General features: G+C 37.4%; 15 protein-coding genes. 4 read left to right on the top strand and 11 right to left on the bottom strand.

The genetic code is table 11. From position 1 onward, the window contains the following. Window positions 1–5: 5 nt before the first annotated feature. The 4 genes from rhaA to PQ474_RS02315 all read right to left on the bottom strand — a co-directional run bounded on the left by rhaA (window position 6) and on the right by PQ474_RS02315 (window position 5042). Window positions 6–1262, bottom strand: a complete 1257-nt coding sequence (gene rhaA / locus PQ474_RS02330) for an L-rhamnose isomerase (protein WP_273840212.1) — start codon at window positions 1260–1262, stop codon at window positions 6–8. A gap of 21 nt (window positions 1263–1283) precedes the next feature. Next, window positions 1284–1451 carry a sporulation histidine kinase inhibitor Sda gene (gene sda / locus PQ474_RS02325; RefSeq protein ID WP_273840211.1) on the bottom strand — a complete coding sequence of 56 codons (168 nt, stop codon included), beginning with the start codon at window positions 1449–1451 and terminating at the stop codon, window positions 1284–1286. Then, complete coding sequence (gene rhaB, locus PQ474_RS02320; protein ID WP_273840209.1) at window positions 1439–2866, bottom strand: rhamnulokinase; 1428 nt, start codon at window positions 2864–2866, stop codon at window positions 1439–1441. The genes sda and rhaB overlap by 13 nt, the downstream gene beginning before the upstream one ends. 106 nt (window positions 2867–2972) lie before the next feature. Then, window positions 2973–5042 carry a bifunctional aldolase/short-chain dehydrogenase gene (locus PQ474_RS02315; RefSeq protein ID WP_390185985.1) on the bottom strand — a complete coding sequence of 690 codons (2070 nt, stop codon included), beginning with the start codon at window positions 5040–5042 and terminating at the stop codon, window positions 2973–2975. 881 nt (window positions 5043–5923) lie between these two features. Between PQ474_RS02315 and PQ474_RS02310 the strand changes: the two genes are divergently transcribed. Next, window positions 5924–6496 (top strand): hypothetical protein, encoded by a 573-nt coding sequence (locus tag PQ474_RS02310; protein WP_273840206.1) that lies wholly within the window; start codon window positions 5924–5926, stop codon window positions 6494–6496. Between the two features lie 112 nt (window positions 6497–6608). Here PQ474_RS02310 and PQ474_RS02305 read toward each other — a convergent pair whose 3' ends face one another. From PQ474_RS02305 to PQ474_RS02285, 5 genes are all read right to left on the bottom strand, one after another. Further along, complete coding sequence (locus tag PQ474_RS02305; RefSeq protein WP_273840205.1) at window positions 6609–8981, bottom strand: transglycosylase domain-containing protein; 2373 nt, start codon at window positions 8979–8981, stop codon at window positions 6609–6611. A gap of 373 nt (window positions 8982–9354) precedes the next feature. Next, a complete protein-coding gene (locus tag PQ474_RS02300; RefSeq protein WP_273840204.1) occupies window positions 9355–11388 on the bottom strand; it encodes an ABC transporter ATP-binding protein in 2034 nt (677 codons plus the stop codon). After that, window positions 11389–13137 (bottom strand): ABC transporter ATP-binding protein, encoded by a 1749-nt coding sequence (locus PQ474_RS02295; protein WP_273840203.1) that lies wholly within the window; start codon window positions 13135–13137, stop codon window positions 11389–11391. It abuts the gene before it with no gap. A gap of 449 nt (window positions 13138–13586) precedes the next feature. Then, entirely contained in the window at window positions 13587–14474 is an 888-nt protein-coding gene (locus PQ474_RS02290; RefSeq protein WP_273840308.1) for a TIGR01777 family oxidoreductase, read from the bottom strand. Between the two features lie 344 nt (window positions 14475–14818). Then, entirely contained in the window at window positions 14819–15184 is a 366-nt protein-coding gene (locus PQ474_RS02285) for a DUF1801 domain-containing protein (RefSeq protein ID WP_273840305.1), read from the bottom strand. 127 nt (window positions 15185–15311) lie between these two features. Between PQ474_RS02285 and PQ474_RS02280 the strand changes: the two genes are divergently transcribed. From PQ474_RS02280 to PQ474_RS02270, 3 genes are all read left to right on the top strand, one after another. Further along, on the top strand, window positions 15312–15761 hold the full coding sequence (locus PQ474_RS02280) for a YtxH domain-containing protein (RefSeq protein ID WP_273840202.1): 450 nt from the start codon (window positions 15312–15314) through the stop codon (window positions 15759–15761). Window positions 15762–15783: 22 nt separating this feature from the next. Beyond that, window positions 15784–16062: a thiamine-binding protein gene (locus tag PQ474_RS02275; protein WP_273840201.1), complete on the top strand. Its 279-nt coding sequence runs from the start codon at window positions 15784–15786 to the stop codon at window positions 16060–16062. A gap of 544 nt (window positions 16063–16606) precedes the next feature. Continuing rightward, entirely contained in the window at window positions 16607–17530 is a 924-nt protein-coding gene (locus tag PQ474_RS02270) for a 3'-5' exonuclease (RefSeq protein WP_273840200.1), read from the top strand. A 521-nt stretch (window positions 17531–18051) separates the two neighbouring features. Here the strand turns inward: PQ474_RS02270 and PQ474_RS02265 are convergent. Together PQ474_RS02265 and PQ474_RS02260 are read right to left on the bottom strand one after the other, a co-directional pair. Next, window positions 18052–19497 (bottom strand): DHA2 family efflux MFS transporter permease subunit, encoded by a 1446-nt coding sequence (locus PQ474_RS02265; RefSeq protein ID WP_390186140.1) that lies wholly within the window; start codon window positions 19495–19497, stop codon window positions 18052–18054. A gap of 81 nt (window positions 19498–19578) precedes the next feature. Further along, the gene (locus PQ474_RS02260; RefSeq protein ID WP_273840196.1) at window positions 19579–20157 is read right to left on the bottom strand and encodes a TetR/AcrR family transcriptional regulator; all 579 of its coding nucleotides are present in this window, start codon (window positions 20155–20157) and stop codon (window positions 19579–19581) included. Between the last annotated feature and the right edge of the window lie 78 nt (window positions 20158–20235).

The following is a 20235-nucleotide window of genomic DNA, read 5'->3' as shown; positions in this document are numbered from 1 at the left end:
AGGTCCTATTTTCTATTAGAAAGAACTTTTTCTTCATACTCTGAAACCTCTTCTAACCACAGTTCTTTTACTGGAACATTCATTTGTTCACAATAATAATTCCAGATTGCTCCGAATGGGTACGTTTTAAATTCTTCAAGGAGAGCGAGTCTTTTCGTGTAATCACCGTTCTCTTGTAGTTCTTTTAATTGTTGATTTGGCATGAGCATTGCAAACAATAATGCCTTTACCATATTACGGGTCCCAATGGTCCATGCAGCGATACGGTTAATACTTGCATCAAAGAAATCAAGTCCGATCATTACTTGATCAAGAGCATCATTGCGAACGATTTCTAGGGCAATTTCTTTTAATTCGTCATCAAACGTGACGACGTGATCACTATCCCAACGTACAGGTCTGGAGACATGTAAGGCAACCTTATCATTAAATAAAAGCATCGCTGAAATTTTGTTAGAAACGGTTTCTGTCGGGTGGTAATGCCCTGTATCTAACAAGCAAAGCTTGTTGTTTTTTAATGCATAACTTAAGTAAAATTCATGCGAACCTACTACAAATGATTCCGAACCAATTCCGAATAATTTACTTTCTACTGCATCTAGATTGTAAGATTCGTCCAACTCTACTGCAAAAATCTCATCAAGAGATTCTTTCAAGCGTTTCCTCGGTGTAAGTCGATCACTCGGAGTATCCTTATATCCATCAGGAATCCAAATATTTGTCAAACAAGGTGTTCCTAATTCTTTCCCGAAATACTCTCCAATTTTTCTACTAGAAATACAATGATCAATCCAGAACTTTCGGATTTCTGGATCAGGGTGAGTAAGTGTCAATCCATCTGCAGCTTTTTCGTGTGAGAATAACGTCGGGTTAAAATCTAAACCAAGACCATGTTCTTTTGCCCATGATACCCATTTTTCAAAATGCTTCGGTTCTAACTGATCTCGTTCAACTACTTCTCCGTTTGTCTCAGCATAAATCGCATGTAAATTAATACGATGCTTACCTGGAATAAGAGAAAGAGCCTTTTCTAAATCCATACGAAGCTCGTCAGGAGTCGTCGCTTTCCCTGGGTAGTTACCGGTCACATCGATTCCACCAGATAATTCACCTTTATTTACTTCAAATCCACTTACATCATCACCTTGCCAACAATGAACAGAGATTGGAACATTCTTTAATTTTTCAAAAACTTCTTCAACATTAATTCCCCACTGTTCATATTCCTTTTTTGCTAGGTCGAACTGATTTCTGACGCTCATGATTAGCCTCCTTGTAGACATTTATTTATCTTCTTTTTTCTGACATTTACTATAATCAAATTTCAACAAATCCTGAATTCCTCTTCTGCCTACCTCTTGTGATAAAAGAAGAAGAAAATCATCATTTAACTCTAATTCAAAGGCTTTTTCAAATGATTCAAGTAATATTTCATCGCTTAGCCTATACAAAATGGATTCCCATTAGAATATACGTATTTCTTCACTTCAAAGGATTGTTTGATTATATGTCTTGCCTTTTCAATGTCCTTAATTTCACCTAATGCAATCAACTGTACAACAAGGTTCCCGATCGCAGTTGCTTCAACAGGACCAGCATACACCTCTTTTTGAGTTACATTGGCAATTAATTGATTCAATAACTCGTTCTGACAACCGCCGCCTATGACATTTACAGTGTTAAATACTTTTTCAAAAATATCTTCTAATTCAGAAACTGCCTTTTGATAACTGTTGGCGAGACTTTCAAACACACATTTAGCGATTTCGCCCGGTTGTTCAGGAATCTGCTGATTTGTTTCTTGGCAGTATTGTTGAATTTCTTCTATCATATTATCTGGTTTTAAAAATCGCTGATCGTCCACATTCACGGTGGAATTAAATAAAGAAACGTCCTGAGACAACTCAACTAGTTCTGCAAATGTATACTGGTTATTGTAATTCCTTCTTACCTCTTGAATCATCCAAAGACCCATAATGTTTTTTAGGAAGCGAAATTGATAATCCATACCGCCTTCGTTTGTAAAATTATAATCCAGTGCTTTCGTTACACAAATGGGAAAATGATTTTCAACACCAATTAGCGACCATGTTCCAGAACTGATATAAATCGTATCCTCGAGTTCAGGTACTGCGAGGACAGCTGAACCAGTATCATGAGTAGCGGGTAAAATGACGTCCATATCAAAACCAAATTCCTCCACTAATTTACTTCTCAAACTACCGAGTGTTTCTTTTGGCATTTTAATCTCTTGAAACATCTCAAAATTCAAACCTAATGTATCAATAATCTCTTTATCCCACTTCTTTGTAAAGGCATTGATGAGTTGTGTCGATGTTGCATTTGTATACTCATTCGCTTTTTCGCCGGTTAATAAATAGTGCAGATAATCCGGAATCATCAAAAATGATTTTGCTTTTTCTAATACTTCTGGGTTCTGTTTCTTTAATGCATATAATTGATAGATTGTATTGAACTTTTGAAATTGGATACCTGTTTCTAAATACAAGCGTTCCTCCATCAGTAGATCTACTACTTCCTCCATGATGCCGTCTGTACGAGGATCACGGTAAGAAATCGCCTCTGTTAACGGCTGATCGTGTTCATCAAGTAAGACAAAATCAACAGCCCATGTATCAATTCCAATGCTAACTGGCTGAACACCAAAATCGTTGCACTTTTTTATCCCTGCCTTTATCTCAGCAAATAATGCCTCAACATCCCAACAATAATGTCCCTTTTTCTCAATGATTTGGTTTTCAAAGCGATGAATTTCCTCTAAATGTAATGTCCCTTCATGTAAATCACCTAGAATAAGTCTTCCACTTGAAGCTCCAATATCAACAGCCAGGCAATGATTCTTCATATGGCCCCCCCCTGTAAGCGCAACTCTCTTTATACATAAAACATCCAACCCCGGAGTATCCATTTCTCTACCGAGGTTAGATTTTCACCTTTTTGTATAGTTAATATTAACGAGTGAATGCCGCAGGCACACCACCGTCAACGGTGATCATACAACCTGTAGTCTTCTCAGCTTTTGAAGAAGAGAAGAATAAAATGGATTCAGCAATATCTTTCGGATAGATATTCACTAATAGCGTCGTACGTTTACGATAGTGATCTTCTAATTGTTCTGGCTCAATTCCGTATGCTGCTGCACGCTCTTCACGCCATCTTGAACCCCAAATGGCTGAACCTTGAAGAACCGCATCTGGAAGAACCGAATTCACACGAATCCCAAATTCGCCTCCTTCTGCAGCGATACATCTTGCCAAATGAGTTTCTAGTGCCTTAACCGAACTATATGCAGAAGCATTCTTACCTGCATACACGGAGTTCTTTGATCCAATAAAGACCATGCTTCCACCAATGGCTTGATCTTTCATTTGTTTAAATGCTTCGCGAGCAACTAGGAAATACCCTGTTCCAAGCACATTCATATTTAGGTTCCATTCTTTAAGAGATGTTTCCTCAAAAGGACTTGATGTTGCTAAACCAGCGTTATTAACGATGATATCTACACCACCGAATGTTAATGCGGCTTGTTCAAAGGCAGCTTGTACCTGCTCTTCACTTGTCACATCCATTTTAACCGCAAGTGCGCGACCCTCCCCATATTGCTCATTTATTTCAGCAGCCACCTTCTCGGCACCTTCTAGGTTTAGGTCAGCAAGTACAACGTGTGCTCCTTCTGCCACAAATTGACGGCAAGTCTCACTACCGATTCCACCAGCTCCGCCTGTTACAAAAGCCACCTTTCTAGAAAACTCAGCTTCTGCAGGTGCAAGTGATAGTTTGTAAAGTTCTAGTGGCCAGTACTCAATATTATAAGATTCATTTTCGTTTAATGAGACAAATTTCCCAAGAGCAGTTGAACCTTTCATCACAGCGATAGCACGGTGGTAAAGTGCACCACTTACGTTAGCCATTGCAACATTTTTACCAGAGTTCACCATTCCAATACCAGGAATTAGAATGACTCGTGGTGCAGGCTCGAACATTACGTCGCCTTCATTTTTGTTACGCTCAAAGTATGCTTTATATTCTTCTTTAAAACGCTCAACTCCTGTTTTTATTGCTTCAATTAATTGTTCAACATCTTTTGTAGATGGATCCCAATCAATGTATAAAGGCTTCATCTTTGTATGCACTAAGTGATCAGGGCACGCTGCACCAACTTGAGAAAGCTCTGCTGCATCATGGCTGTTCACAAATTCTAGTACATCATCAGCATGATCATAAGTTAAAAGCATTTTCTTTTCATCGCTTACTGCCCCGCGAATAACTGGCATCACTTTTGCTAGAATGCTTTTTTGATCTTCTCCAGTTAATGAGTCAAACTTTTTGCCACCAAATGTAAAGTTCACATCAATACGTTCGTTAATATATTCTTCTGCTTCATTAATTACAGAAATTGTTTTGTCATAGCTTTCTTTCGCTGTTTCTCCCCAAACGACCAAACCATGTTTCTCCATTAATACAAGGTCTGCATTAGGATTATTTTGAACGCCTTCAGCAATCATTTTGGAAAGAGTGAAACCTGGACGAACATAAGGAACCCAAACAAAACGATCTCCAAAAATTTCTTTTGCCAATTCTTTTCCATTATCTGCACAGCAAAGACTGATAATCGCATCTGGATGTGTATGATCAACATGCTTAAATGGTAAAAATGCATGAAGCAACGTTTCGATTGATGCACGTGGATGTTTGCTATCAATCATGCAATGTGATAAGTATTCTACCATTAATTCATCTGGCATTTCATCACGCTCAATTAACGGACGAATATCTTCAAGATTTAAACCTGTGAAGTTCTGATCCTGCATGGTTGCAAGATCAGAACCACTTCCTTTCACCCACATCACTTCAATATCACGACCACGGAAATCTTTTTCAACCGTTTTCATTGATGTATTACCGCCGCCCCAGTTACAAACAGCGCGATCAGTTCCTATTAAATTAGAACGATATACCAGTTCACTAAGTCCAGCAGTTAATGTTGCAGACTTTTCTTCATTCCATAGATTTTGTACCATAATTACCTCCGATTGATGTTTGTTTTTATTTGAATTAAATATAACACTTCTGTTTTCTTTTGTATACATTTAAATTTGTTTTTTGATTCTCTTTTTTACTCAAATATAACAAAATAAAAAGAACGCTAGAAATCCATTGCTCTATCTAGCATTCTTTTTAACTTATCTTAAAAGCATTATCTACAAATTAAAGGCTTCTTCCAATTCTTCTATTTCTTCATCTTCATCAATATGATAAATCTCACCAAAACCAGTTGTGAAGATAAAGGCTTTAGCACTTTATTCCGCAACTTCAAGACGATCAAAAGCAATTAAAAGGCTAGCCCCTGCAAAGCAAACAAAGGTATTGTTCTTATATCAAATTCCACCTCAGTTACTGCAAAAGCCATCATACTTGGTGGATGCGCGATCATGACTGATTCAATGTGTGGATGTGTTTCATATATATTTTTGTGCAGCGACTATTGCTCACCCCTTTTATTTTGTCTATCGATTTCACATTTTTGGTTATGTATTTTTTTGTTGTTTTGTTTTTGAATTCTGTGTTTTAATTATGAATTTTTAACATGTCGGTTCATAGATCGTTCCATATTTTTCTTTCTTTTAAAATTAGCGAATTCTTCTTTAAACAAACTAACTTAAGGGGCTAATAAACAGCATAGGACAACTTAATTCTGAATCCATGTGAACATCAAATCGATCCCGAGAACTCATATTTCTGGCTATTTTTTCATAAACTCTTAATTTTTTTCATGACATACCTATAACGGAATCAATAAATAGCACGTATATTTCTTTATTTTTTTGAAATTCTAATAAAATCTGTATTGTTAACCCTTACCACTTAATAAAAAATCTTCCCTTTAAATAAGGAGGCAATCATGAAACTACCGGGGTATAGAAGTAAAACAGGTTGGAAAATGGGCCTGGCTACATTAGGTTACGGACTTCTTCTCCTTGGCCTTATCGTTATCATTATGGGTCCTTTCACGGACGAGGCCGCTAATGTAAATGGAATAACAGCTCAAAATGTACAAGAGCATCCTCCAGAGATTCTTGAAGTTCGTGATGGATTAGTTGTCCAATATCAAGACGAGATCAAACAGATTACGTCTTCTTTAAACGCCGCTTTTTTGAGCCTGAATGATCATTTAGAAAGCTTTGATACAAGTTCTGACTGGATTGAAACGGCTCGTACAGAAAATAATGCAACGTATGCATTAGCGACGCGCTTCAAAGAGTTTCAGAATGTACCAGGGCACTTTACTCCTATTCATGCCATTTTCTTGGACAGCTACCATGATATTGAACAATTTCATGTCATGTTTGCTGAAGCCTTAGATGTAATGGAAGCAAAAGACATCGAAAAAGGACGCGGAATGATGCATGAAGCGATTCCTTATTTAGAGACAGCTCAGACTTTTTTTTATCAGGCTCATATTCGAATGGAGTAAGCACAAGAAAAAGACGAGATGTTCCTCCATCTCGTCTTTGTTTATCATAACAGTACTGCTGGCTATTTCTCATCTAAGAAAATGCTTCTTGAAGTTCTTTACATTCTCGGTTTTAACTCCCTTCTTCATCCTCTTCTTTTTTGTCTTCAACCTCTACTTCTTCATCAATTTGTTCATCTTCATCATCTCCATCCTCTTTATCCTTACCTTTATCTTTGTCATCTTCCTTTTTATCTTCGCTCTCTTCTTCCACATCCTCAGCATCATTTTTTTCATTCTCATCTTCTTCTTCTTTCTCCTCTACCTTATCCTCTTCACTTTCTATCACAGGTGTATGATCTTCTTCCCTTCTTTCAATCTGTCGTGAATGAGTCTGCTTTTCCTTTTCTTCTTCTTTATTAGATCTTGATTGCTTCTTTTCCCATTCTTCTTCAACAAGCTTGTACGCATCTTTAATCGTTGTACCAGAAACAAATAGTTCCGTTACGATATCTTTGTTATTAGATTTCCCTGATGCTCTTTCGCCCTTTTTTGTATCAATCGTAATTTCTTCAACTGAATTGGGTTTTGTGAAATCACCCGTATTCTCATCGATCATTTCAGACATCACTTCTCTAAATATATGTTGAGCGATTTGTCTGTCTTCTCTTGTTTTAATGTAGTTGTCTTCATTCACTTGTCGGTAACCGGTCCAGACAGCTGCTGTATAATTAGTTGTGTAACCAGCAAACCACACATCTGGTACTCCTTCTGAGATTACATATTTCTGTTTGGTTTCATCATTGAAATTTGTCGTACCTGTTTTTCCTGCTACTTCAATACCTTCAATATTGGCCAGTTGTCCAGTTCCTTCTTCAACAACCGTTTTTAGCATATCCGTTACGATATAGGACGTGTAATCACTCATCGCAACAACTGATTTAGGCTGCATTGTCACTTCTTTTCCATCAGGAAATACAACTTTTCTAATTGCATGCGGCTCGTTATAAGTTCCTTCATTCGCAAAGGCTGAGTAAGCACCTGCAAGTTCTAAAGGTGATATTCCCTCAGTAAATGATCCTAGCGCGTAGGATTCATAAAGAGAACCCTCAATCGATAACCCTATGTTAGAGGCAAACTCTTTAGCTCGCTCACGTCCTAGTTCCTTGAACGTTTTTAATGCCGGGATGTTCCATGATTGTTTTAAAGCTTCACGAATCGAGATGATTCCGTGGTATTGATCATTGTGATTTCGTATCACTTGGTCCGAGCCTGAATAGGTCATTTCTTCATCTTCAATTTGTTGATAGCTTGACCATTTAAAATGTTCAATAGCAGGACCATAACTTAGGATCGGTTTAATTGTCGAACCTGGTGAACGTTGAATATTAGTTCCATAATTTAGACGGTTCTTTCCAGACTCTTGATTTCGTCCACCTCCTATCGCTTTAATTTCACCCGTTCGGTGATCAATAAGAGCTACTCCTGCTTGAAAGCGATCATCCGGGTATGAGACGAATTCATCTGAATTTAACACTTTCTCCACATGTTCTTGTGCCTCTTTATCATAGGTCGTGTAAATTTCTAGACCACCACTATAGATCATCGAAGCATCTATCCCTTCTATGCTCTCGAGTTCTTTATACACTTGGTCCATAAAAGCATCTGATATCTCCTCTACACTTTTTTTCTCTTGCACCATCTTTCCTATTGCAACACTTTTAGCCTTCTCAAATTCTTCATCAGTTATAAAATCATGCTCGTTCATGACACCAAGGACTATATTTCGTCGTTCCTCTGCTAGGTCAGCGTTTTGATATGGATCATAACTTGAAGGACGCCGAGGAAGTCCGGCTAAAAATGCGGCTTCTTCAAGTGTTAATTCCTCCACGCCTTTGTCAAAATATGTATTTGTAGCATTCACAATCCCGTAAGCACCATTGCCAAAATAAATCTTATTTAAATAGAATTCGAGAATCTCATCCTTCGTATATTCCTTCTCTACCTCAAGAGCTAGATAGACTTCTTTCACTTTTCTTCCAATTGATTTCTCCGATGTTAATAGCGTATTTTTCACTACTTGTTGAGTAATCGTACTCCCACCTTCTGAGCCGAATCCATTTGTTATATTCGATAAAACGGCTCCCCCAATTCTTTTTAGATCAAGACCTGAATGCTCACGAAAGCGAATATCTTCTATCGCGATAAAGGCATCTTGTACATGTTGTGGGATATCTTCAACTTTTATGGACTGTCGGTCTTCTCCATTACTTAAAGTCATAATGATTTCGTCATTTTCATCATATAACGTTGATGACTCTGCAAAATGAAAAGTCTCTTCATCGATATCAGGTGCACTTTGAACCAATCCATATAGTTGAATGCTACTTACTAATCCAGTAACTAAAATGAGTAAAGAAAGAACAATGCCCACTCTAAAAAATAGTCTTTTCCTGTATTTATTTACTTCCTTTTTTCCTTGTCTTGTTGAATAATCCTTTTCCATACAGGATCTCCTCCTTAGTTCCCATTCGATTACGTTTTTACTTCCCTCATTCTTAGAATTTAAAACAACGAGGAGTAACGTAAGTAATTCCGATCATTTAAAAATCAACTATTTTTTTGAAATAAGGTCGGTCTCCTGTGTCCGCAAAACATTTACCAATACAAGTTACTACATAGTGATTACAAAACAATGTGCTCGTACTTTAATTACACTTCTTCACAATCTTTATATCTATTGTAATATTAGAATTTAATAATTAACGTAGCAAGTAGCATTGCTTTTAACATAAATGATTAAAAATTCACTGTCTGCTACCAACAAAAAAAAGTAACAGGGAATGTCCCCGCTACTAAATTACCGAAATAAATTTGGCCTATCCAACCTCCGCAACGATCTTCCCTTGCTGCAGTTGATACATTTGAAAATACTTACCCTTTTGAGATAGCAGTTCATCATGACTTCCTCTCTCTACAATTTCACCGCGGTCCAATACTAGGATTTGGTCGGCATTACGAATCGTAGAAAGACGGTGAGCAATAATAAATGTGGTTCTCCCTTCTTTGACAATGTTTAAAGCGTGTTGAATCATTGCTTCGGTTTCGGTGTCGATGTTAGCTGTTGCTTCGTCTAAGATTAAGATGGCTGGGTCGTAAGCTAAGGCACGTGCAAAAGAAATAAGCTGTCTTTCACCAGCAGATAAAGTGCTTCCTTTTTCAAGAACTTCTTCTTCATATTGATTAGGAAGTTTTTCGATAAATCGGTCAGCCCCTACATCCTGCAACGCCTTTTTAATAGTCTCCTTTGATATATTCGGATTATCAAGACTGACATTGGACTCAATCGTTCCTGTAAATAAGAATGGATCTTGAAGAACGATACCCATATGTTTTCTAAGTTGTTGACGTGGGATATCCTTAGCATCCATTCCATCGATCGTAATCTTCCCTCTTTCAATATCATAATAACGGAAGAGAAGATTAATAATTGAACTCTTACCTGATCCAGTATGACCAACTAGAGCCACGGTTTCTCCTTTGTTTGCTTCTAGACTAATATGTTTTAAGACATCAGTCTTGCCATCATAAGAGAAGGATACACCATCAAAACGCACATTGCCTTCATATCTAGGAAGTGGTTCAATATTCACCTCTTCTCCCTCTTCATCTAGAAGTTCAAATACTCTTTCTGAAGCCACACGTGCTTGTTCTAATTGGGCTAACTGATTAACGATATCCGTCACTGGTTGGAATAAGCGATTTAAATAATCGACAAAAGCATAAAGTAATCCAATGGAGACCACTCCAGCTGCCGTCATTGATTGCCCAGCAAAATACCAAATAAGCACAACAAAAGCGATGTTCCGAAGGACAAACACTAAATTATGAGAGGTTAGAGCATTCAAGTTTAGTAATTTATTTTGATACATAAAATGTTCTTCATTTAACGTTTCAAATTCCTTCGACGTTTGCTCTTTCCGTCTAAATGACCGAATGATCGGCATACCTTGAATCGATTCATTAATCATTCCATTAATGTCGCTGTTTCTTGTACGAATCAAGTGATTGTACTTTGATGCAAATTTCCGGTAAAGAATCATCCAAAGGACAATAATCGGAACGACTAACATTGTAATGAAAGCCAACGTAGCATCAAGGAAGAATAAGGCGATGAATATCCCTGACATGTAAATGATACTTGTGAAAAAAGTGGCTAATACTTTAACATACAATTCTCTAATCGCTTCCGTATCATTGGTGACGCGTGCGACAATTTTGCCAGCAGGGCGATTGTCAAAGTAGGAAATCGGTACCCGCTGAATATGTTCAAAGACATCGGTCCTCATTTTTTGGATAATCCGATTCGCTGCTTTTTGAAGCATCAACGATTTTCCATATTGGAAAAAGGCTGCAACAATGAGTAACCCAACATAAAAAGCTAGAAGTTGAATGATGGGCCTGATTGCTGGTGCATAAAACGCAAATAGCTCTTGCTGGCTTATGCGATTTACTTCATAGCTTGCCGTGTTATCTCCCTGTGAAATCGTTAAGATATTACCTTCGATTGAACGTTCTCCATCAAAAGCTACATACTCACTAGTGGCATAAAAAGCTCGACCGACTTGAACAAGTTGCAATTCAGCCTCTCCAATGCGATCTGTCTCCTGTACATACGAAGTACGTTTATATAAACGATCTTCATATTGAACACTTTTGTCGTCTTGACTCACCACTTCAACCCAAGGCGTCTCAATTCCCATCATATGCTCATCAATCATCTTTTTAGCAATAATCGGTCCTGTTAATTCTGCCCCGACTGCAACCACAAGCATCGCAAGAGCAATCAGAATCGTTCGTTTATATAAAAGAGCATATTGAAAAAGTCGTTTCGCCGTATTCTTTTCTCTCATTTAGCTGACCTCCCCGTAGGAATCTGCCTGTTGCCGGTCAAATTGCTCTTTGTACCAACCTTTTTTATCTAAAAGCTCAGCATGAGTTCCTTCCTCTACAATTCGGCCTTCTTCCATCACAACTATCCAATCGGCATGTTGGACAGCAGAGAGACGGTGAGCGGTTATAAAGGTCGTTTTTCCGGCTCTTTCTTTACGGATATTTTCGATGATTTTCGCTTCAGTCTTGCCATCAACAGCAGACATCGCATCATCCAATAAAAGAATCTCAGGATCTTTAATCAGTGCTCTAGCAATCGAAATACGTTGTTTCTGACCACCAGATAAAGCGACCCCTTTTTCACCAACAAGAGTATCTAACCCTTTTGGTAAAACGGTTAAATCTAAGTGGATCGCAGCCATCTCTAAAGCCCGATCTATCTCTTCATCACTCACTTCTTCTTTACCAAAATAAAGATTTTCTCGAATTGTACGTGAGAAGAGAATCTGCTCTTGCGGAACATAACCGATCCAAGACAAAACTTTGTCAACAGAAATGGACTGAAGCGGATGATCCGAAATGGCGATCGACCCGGTTCCTACTGGATACTCCCTTAACAATTGTTTTAATAACGTCGTCTTTCCGCTTCCTGTTTTTCCTACCACACCAATCGTCTGTCCTCTATGAACATGCATCGTGACATCTTTTAAATTGTCCGTTGTAGAAGTTGGATAGCGGAATGTAACGTTGGTAAAAGAGATTGTTTCGGCTACGCTCACTTGAAGCGGATCTTCTTGATCTTGAACATCAGCTTCATAAGTTAGTGTTTCATTTACCCGATCTAATGAAGCGTTTCCACGTTGAAGTACATTAATTAACTCTCCAACAGCAAACATCGGCCAGATTAACATTCCTAAATAAATGTTAAAACTAATTAATTCTCCTAGTGTAATGGTTTGATAGAAAACAAGATAAGCTCCGTACCCAAGTCCGATGACATAACTTAAACCAACTAGAATTTTTATCGTTGGTTCAAACAAAGCATCGACTTTTGCCACGTCCATGTTTTTCTTGAAAACATCCTCTGTGGCATCATTAAAACGACTTTCATCTGCTTTTTCTTGGACATAGGCCCGAATGACCCTTGCTCCGGCAACGGATTCAAGAACGTTGTCGTTTAAATCTCCAAAGGCATTTTGTGCGACTGTAAAACGCTGATGAATCAACTTACCATAATAATTGATCGCAAGTGCCATTAACGGCAAAGGCAATAGAGCTGCAAGTGTTAGCTGCCAGCTGATCGTAAAGCCCATTACTGCGATGATTATGATCATAAAAATAGTTGAGTCAATTAACGTTAAAATCCCAAAACCAGCCGTCATGGAGATGGCCTTTAAATCATTCGTTGCTCGCGCCATTAAATCTCCGGTTCTATTTTTCTCATAAAAACTCGGTGTCATTGAAAGCAAATGTCGCATAAAGCGGAATCTTAGTATCCGTTCAATTAAAAAGGCCCCACCGAATAACTGATACATCCACACATAGGTAATGACATAACTAACTACAATAAGTCCCCCATAAAAAAGCAGGATCTCACGCAGACGGTCTCCTGTCATCTGCCCAAATTGAATATCGTCAATCGCCATCCCAATTAACTTTGGTGGAATCACATCTAAGAAACTAACGATAATCAATAATGAAACAGCAATTGTATAACGTTTCCAATATTGTTTAAAAAACCAACTTAACTTTCTAAGAACTGAGAACAAATGGGTTCCTCCTTTGATTGTCTACAATAAATTAAAAACGTTAGCCTCCTTCAATCCAATCCAAAAAAATCATTCGAATCACCTTTTCCTTTTCCATTAAAAACACTCCCTTTCAATTAATTTATTTATTGTTACGAGCTAGAAAACCCGGAACAAACGCAAAAAAGGCATCATGCGTGGTCGCACGATACCGGGTAGTCTAGATAGAGCGCACGTCACTATTTGTGACCTGCAAATGAAAGACATTAAAAAAAGATACAAGAATGGCCATTCATTGGTCGGGTCACATATTTATATGAAGTTAATTTATTGTTCATCATAACTACTCTCATTTCGTAACCCTCCAATCTTTTATTCTATTTATCAAAGATATTGTATATTTTTCCAGTGGTCTTTGTCAATTGTTTTTTTAGAGAAGCGAAGTAACAGCGTCTTACCACTTATGATCCTCACTTTAATATTTGTTTCAGAGCCTCATCTAAATGCCTATATGTGAATGTAAACCCAGCCTTTTCCAACCTTTCTGGAAAGACCCACCGACTCTTTAAGACCAGTTCAGGTTCTGTTCGTATAAAAAACGCTCCTATTTCAAGCATCCATTTCGGAGTCGGCAATCCTAGATTTACGTTCATCATTTCTCGTAAGCGCTCCATTAATTCACTGTTGGTAATGGGATGAGGCGAAGAACAATTTATTACACCACTTATCTCTTTTTGATCTCGAACAAATAAAACAATCTTAAATAAATCTTCAATATGAATCCAACTGAATTGTTGGTTCCCAGACCCTTGCGCCCCACCAAGACCACATTTGACAATATTTTTTAAAGGAGTCATTACCCCTCCTCTGTCCCCAAGTACAATCGCAATTCTTAGCGCTACTTGCCTTGTTTCGGGCAAGTGAAAAGCAAAAAAAGATTGCTCCCATTCTTTTGCAACATCAACAGAAAAGCCAGTGCCAATTTCCCCATCTTCTTCTGTCATTGGTCGATCTTCAGCATGTCGATAAATCGTAGCAGTACTAGAATTAATCCATAACGACGGTGGATTTTTGCATGCTAGTAGTGCTTTTCCCAAGATTCCCGTTGTTTCGGTTCGTGATTTTAAAATTTCAGCTTTATTCTTTTGATTATAACGACAGTTTACTGACTTTCCTGCCAAATTAATTAAAGTATCAGCATCCTCAAGGGCTTCTATCATCCCTACCTGATCTTCCCAAGAAATATGCTGAGGTTGCCTTGAGACCATCATCACTTCATATCCGTTATTCATAAATTCGTCCTTAAAATACTCTCCAATGAAACCTGTACCACCCGCTAAGACCACTTTTTTTATCACAAAATCACTCATTTCCATTGGCTTAACTCGTTAAAAATATACATAACCATTTATTTATCTCCTTCTAATCTACCACTTTATGAATCAACAAAAAATCTTTTCTTGTAATTTTTTTAAAAATAACCCTTTAAATGAAAGAATTACAACCTATTGTAAGATCATTCTCGATGCAAAAATACAACGCCATCTAGATCTATTTGTTTTAGTGTGTAACTCTGTTATATCATTACCATCTCAAAGTCTTAATGATAAAGGCATCAAAAAAGAGTAGAACCCACTAGAGGAGCTTACTCTTTCGGATACAATTCTTGTAAGAATTTTACGGATTGGTGAATTAGTGCTCTTCATACATTCTCGTCAATATCAGCTACTTTGTTGATGTATACACATGCTTTTCCTGTAGTATGTTTTCCAAAGTTTTTTAGAAGGGCTTCGCGTTTCTCGTCACCCGTAGCAAAATATAAGCTAATTTTTGATTTCCGTGGAGAAAATCCCACTAGTGGAGCATCTCCTTCATGGCCAGACTGATACTTATAATGGTACGAACCAAATCCAATAATACTTGAACCCCACATCTTCGCTTTATATCCAGTTGCTTCTGTAAAAATATCTAACAAGCGGTAAGCATCTTCTCGTTTTTTCGGGCTTGCCACCATCTCTATAAACTCAATAACACTGTTCTCGGTTTCTTGTGTTTTAAGTTCATACATTGCCTTGATTAAGTAACTTTTCTTTCCTAATATTAGCATAGTTGTTACAAATTCCATAAATTGGATGTTTTACCACTAAAAAAAGTGGTTAGAGAGAAATAAGTACAATAAAAGGAGTTGATCGTAAATGAAAAATCAAAAAAGTGTTGCACTAGGTACCGTCGTTGGAGGAGTAGTTGGTGCTACAGCCGCATTACTCACGGCTCCAAAACCAGGAGAAGAATTACGAGAAGACATTAGTAATCAACTATCTAAAAAAGCAGCTCAAACAGAAATACTAGCAAGTGAAGTAAGAGAGAAAATGAGTGAGTTATCAACTTTGCTCAATGAAAGCGCGTCAAATGTCTCTCAAACCGTTAAAGAAAAAAGTGATAAAGTAATCAATGAAACGATGGAAGTACTTAGTAACAATCAATCATCTAGTAAAGAACAGATCAAAATATTAGTCGGTGACATGCTTAAAGAGGAAATGAATGCGAGCGAGGATCTAAAAGAAGTGGTTGAACAAGAAATTAAAGAGATTGAAGCAAAATTAAATAAAGATATTAACGATCTAAAAGACACAGTAAAAAAATAACTAAATGAAAGGATGACTAAACATGGCAACAGTTACAGCTGGGTTTCAAATTTTACCAGACGGAAAAGACATGCATACTGATGGGATGATCCCTGAAATAATCAAAGTGATTAAAGAATCAGGCTTGAATTACCATGTTGGTCCCATGGAAACGGTGGTTGAAGGAAACTTGCATCAAGTGTTTGAGTTGATTCAGAAGGCACAACAAGTCGGAATTAACACAGGAGCATCTGAATGTATGGCAAATATAAAAGTTCATTATAAACCCAACGGTGTGACGATTGCAGATAAATGGTCTTAATGAACTATTTCAAACAACTGAAACTTACAGGACAGAGCTTCTCATTATGGCGTTAATGATTAATTGGGGAATTTGGGAGCTGAAGCGGCGGCGTTCCTCTCCTTTTTTTGAGAGTTATCAGAAGCACTGTTACAATTTCCACTTTACCATTTATGTTTGTTGCTTTCATATGGTCAATTCAGCTCCATGAACCACCTATAGTGAAAGGATTATTTCTATAACTGAAATAATAAAAAAGTAAAACGAATGAATGTTGGTAGTCAACCAAATGGAATTGCCTATTTAAAGCGATAATCATACTGCAATTGACCTAAAAGCATTTTGCTTTTAGGTTATTTATTTATACAAATACTCTAGTTACTTACACCTTTTTTGCTGTTTCAACGAATAAGAATACGACAATAATCCCTTTCAAGCAGGACTAAAACCTTTACGATGTAAGTATGCATGATAAACCCATTAAAAATGGAATCTATTGGTCCTTTCCTTTTCATCTAAACTACCCTATAATTTCCTGTTAAAGGAAGGAGATGACAGGTGAAAAATGGCACAGCTAAAACAATATATCTTTTTTGATTTTGAAATGCTTTGCGCAAGTAAAGGGCTAACCTTTGAATCTATGGAAGCCATTAGGCTCGGTGCGGTTAAATACGATCTAGAAACAAGACAAATCACCACGTTTGATCAGTACATTAAACCTATATCAAATGAACCTTTAAGCGAATTTTGTAAGAAACTAACTGGAATTAGTGATGAAGATTTAATAGACGCAGCAGATTTTAAAGAGGTCCTTAAAGAATTCTTAACCTGGGTGGGAGGGATAAAAAAATCACAGTTCTTCTCTTGGTCATCGAGCGATTTAACACGTCTTTGTCTGGATGCATCTTTTCACGAAATTTCTAGCTCGACCATCAAAAAGATTCAACAGCGCTATGTAGACTTTCAGGCTATCTTCACACAACGTGTCTCTAAAACAAATGCCTCTGTTGAAACAGCCTTACATTTATACGGGCTAACTTTCGTTGGAGAGAAACACAATCCAAAGTGGGATGCTTATAATACCCTTCGCATCTACTTACAATTTCTGAATCAACCATTAGCTTCTGACTTGATTATGTTGAAGTCTTTTATTTTTGAAGAGGAAGAGCAATATTCGGTAGAACGAGTCAATACCCTTCTTCACCATAAATTAATTGATGACTTCTCCTCAATATTAGGGGATCGTGACACCTTTCCAATGAAAGAGGCTAGTAAGTTAGTCAAGAAAACAAGGAATTTAGTTAAAAAATACAACAACATTCTTATTAATCGCTCAGGATTGTTTAGCCAAGACATTCTTTTCTTAGTTAAACGATTAGTCGATTTTCATCATACTTTCATAAGTGCTTATGAAGAACATAGAGCATATTCATCAAAGATCATAATTCTTGATGACTCAGAAAGACCATTAATCTTGAAGCGAAGATAAACATCTTCCTTCATACATAGCATCCTTCACTTACTCTCATTCTATGTTTAACTGCAAAAAGGACGCCTAGCTTATGCTAGCGCCATTACTTATGCACGAGACTTCGATAATCGATACAACACCTCGCACACCCGTTCCATGAAAATAACTTTACTTGCTTATCAAAACAACTAAGACATATATATCGCTCACAATATGGGCACTCTTTTTGATGGTCTCCCCCTCTTTCTAAGCTTCCACAATCAGCACAACGCTCCACCGCCATACTATATCTCCTCCCTCTTCTATAAAATATATGGACATGTAGAGTCGTTTAGACCTTTGAATCCTAAACAAAATATATTTTTCATCATGTATTACCATGTTTTTTCATAGAACAATGAGTACTATCGCTACTTTCTACTTAAGTTAAGGAGCACTTTTTTATCTTCCAAACTGTATTGAGTCATATCTTATATCTTTTTCTTACAAACAATGAAAAAGCCAATCACTCTCTAAAGAGTCATTAGCTTCTCCATTAACTATTCTTCAATCGGTGCTTTCGTCCGTTTAATAAATAAAGTTAGGATAAATCCAATGATCGCAAAAGCTAAGGCAACCTTAAAGGCTCCTTGGACTCCCACTGTCATCGCCTCAGCCTGAATATTGGCCACAGTAGAAGGATCTGTGTTTTCTATATAGCGAATCGAACTGTTAGACATGATACTAATAAAGAAGGCGATTCCGATGGCCCCTGCTACTTGCTGTAGCGTATTTAAGATCGCCGTTCCATGTGGATAATATCTACGAGGCAATTCATTTAAGCCATTCGTTTGCCCAGGCATCATGATTAATGAAACAGCAATCATGAGCAATGAATGTAGAACAATAAATGTCGTTAATGAAGTGGTGGTTGTGACCGTCGTAAATTGCCAAATAACGATCACTAAAAGCACGGAACCAGGAATTATAAGAGCTCTAGGACCAAACTTATCGAAAAGCTTTCCCGCTATTGGTGACATAAAACCATTTAGGATGCCTCCTGGTAAAAGAGCCAACCCTGCAACATACGCACTTAAAAGTAAACCGCTTTGTAAAAACATCGGCAAGATAATCATCGTCGAGAACATCGACATCATCACGATAATCAATAAGACAGTAGTTAAAGCAAACATCGGTGATTTAAACGCCCGAACGTCAAGCATTGGCTCTTTAAGCTTCAACTGTCTTAAAACAAAAAGGATAAGTGAGATAAAGCCAACAATAATCGTTATATATACTTCAGGGTTTGTTAATCCCGCATCACCTTCCCCTGCACTGCTAAATCCGTAAACGATTCCACCAAAACCAACAGTAGATAAAAGAATCGACAAGACGTCAACTTTAGGTTTTGTTAGCTCAGAAACGTTTTTCAAGAAAATCATTGCAAACACAATTGAAAACACGGCAAAAGGAATTACAATAAAAAATAACCATCGCCAGTTTAACGCTTCAATGATGAGGCCAGATAAAGTCGGTCCTAATGCTGGTGCAAACATAATAACCAGCCCCATCATTCCCATTGCAGCACCGCGTTTTTCTGGTGGGAAAATAATCAAAATCGTATTCATCATAACCGGTAGTAACAGACCAGTGCCACTTGCTTGGACAAGACGTCCTACTAACAAAGTTGAAAAATTCGGTGCAAATCCACTGATAATCGTACCAATGGTAAAGAGAATCATAGCCCCTAAAAACATTTGTCTTGTTGTAAACCAACCGCTTAATAATGCAGTGATCGGAATTAAGATTCCAACCACTAACATGAATCCAGTCGATAACCATTGAATCGTACTGTGTGTCACACCAAATTCAGCCATTAAGTCTGTTAGAGCTACATTTAATAATGTCTCATTTAATATTGCGAAAAAGGCACCTATGATTAAAGAGATCATGATGGGTGCTCTTTTAACATCTACTGGTGCTTGTGCATTGGGTCTTGCTGTCATACTTAAAGAATCCATTGGCATTTCCACTCCTGTTTTTCATTAGACCAGTCTATATAATTTTAGAATAATTAAAGGTTAAGGCTAACTCTTATTTAATAGAGAAGGGATTTGCTTCGCAATAATAATAAACGGTTGACTTGTCTTATTCACAACAGACAACGTTACTGCTCCTTCAACTAACACAATCATAACCAAACTTAATTCTTTTGCTCTCGTTTGGTCTATCCCACATTCAATCATTTTAGCTTCAAAAATCTTTTGCCACTCTTCATATGATTCTTTGCAAATCCTTCTTAATGGTTCGCTCATTGAAGAGGTTTCTAAAGCAAGTAAGCCAATCGGTGCACCCTCTTCTTTCTCTTCATCATAATTGTTAACGAACTCCTGAAAACCAGCGAATAAAGCTTGAAAGGCCTCTTCCACATGATGATAAGGAGCCAAAGTCTCCATTAGAGCTAAGCTTGCATTAGCTTTTGTTATCCTAATAGACTCAACGGCAAGTTCTTCTTTTCCATTTGGAAAGTAATGATACAACGATCCTTTTGGAGTACCACTCTCTTGAATAATTTGATTAAGTCCAGTTGCATGATAACCTTGTTGTCTAAATAAACGTGCCGCCGTTTTTAAAATCTTTCTCTTAGTGCTTCCCTTTTCATTCATTTAGTTTCTCCTCCATTATAACGATCGGTCTATATAATTTATAATGAAACAATGATCATTTGTCAATTAAAAAGTGCA

The sequence above is a fragment of the Halalkalibacter alkalisediminis genome (genome assembly GCF_028610705.1).
In the GTDB taxonomy this organism is placed as follows: domain Bacteria; phylum Bacillota; class Bacilli; order Bacillales; family Bacillaceae_D; genus Halalkalibacter; species Halalkalibacter alkalisediminis.
The sequence above is the reverse complement of the archived record's forward strand: the minus strand, read 5'-3'. Positions and strand labels throughout refer to the sequence as shown.

What these genes read in the sequence shown, in the direction of transcription:
- PQ474_RS02260 (WP_273840196.1), bottom strand. Translation starts at nt 20,157, where the DNA reads ATGAATGAAAAGGGAAGCACTAAGAGAAAGATTTTAAAAACGGCGGCA.
- PQ474_RS02270 (WP_273840200.1), top strand. Translation starts at nt 16,607, where the DNA reads ATGGCACAGCTAAAACAATATATCTTTTTTGATTTTGAAATGCTTTGC.
- PQ474_RS02310 (WP_273840206.1), top strand. Translation starts at nt 5,924, where the DNA reads ATGAAACTACCGGGGTATAGAAGTAAAACAGGTTGGAAAATGGGCCTG.
- PQ474_RS02315 (WP_390185985.1), bottom strand. Translation starts at nt 5,042, where the DNA reads ATGGTACAAAATCTATGGAATGAAGAAAAGTCTGCAACATTAACTGCT.
- rhaA (WP_273840212.1), bottom strand. Translation starts at nt 1,262, where the DNA reads ATGAGCGTCAGAAATCAGTTCGACCTAGCAAAAAAGGAATATGAACAG.
- PQ474_RS02305 (WP_273840205.1), bottom strand. Translation starts at nt 8,981, where the DNA reads ATGGAAAAGGATTATTCAACAAGACAAGGAAAAAAGGAAGTAAATAAA.
- PQ474_RS02285 (WP_273840305.1), bottom strand. Translation starts at nt 15,184, where the DNA reads ATGTATGAACTTAAAACACAAGAAACCGAGAACAGTGTTATTGAGTTT.
- PQ474_RS02275 (WP_273840201.1), top strand. Translation starts at nt 15,784, where the DNA reads ATGGCAACAGTTACAGCTGGGTTTCAAATTTTACCAGACGGAAAAGAC.
- PQ474_RS02300 (WP_273840204.1), bottom strand. Translation starts at nt 11,388, where the DNA reads ATGAGAGAAAAGAATACGGCGAAACGACTTTTTCAATATGCTCTTTTA.
- rhaB (WP_273840209.1), bottom strand. Translation starts at nt 2,866, where the DNA reads ATGAAGAATCATTGCCTGGCTGTTGATATTGGAGCTTCAAGTGGAAGA.
- PQ474_RS02265 (WP_390186140.1), bottom strand. Translation starts at nt 19,497, where the DNA reads ATGACAGCAAGACCCAATGCACAAGCACCAGTAGATGTTAAAAGAGCA.
- PQ474_RS02280 (WP_273840202.1), top strand. Translation starts at nt 15,312, where the DNA reads ATGAAAAATCAAAAAAGTGTTGCACTAGGTACCGTCGTTGGAGGAGTA.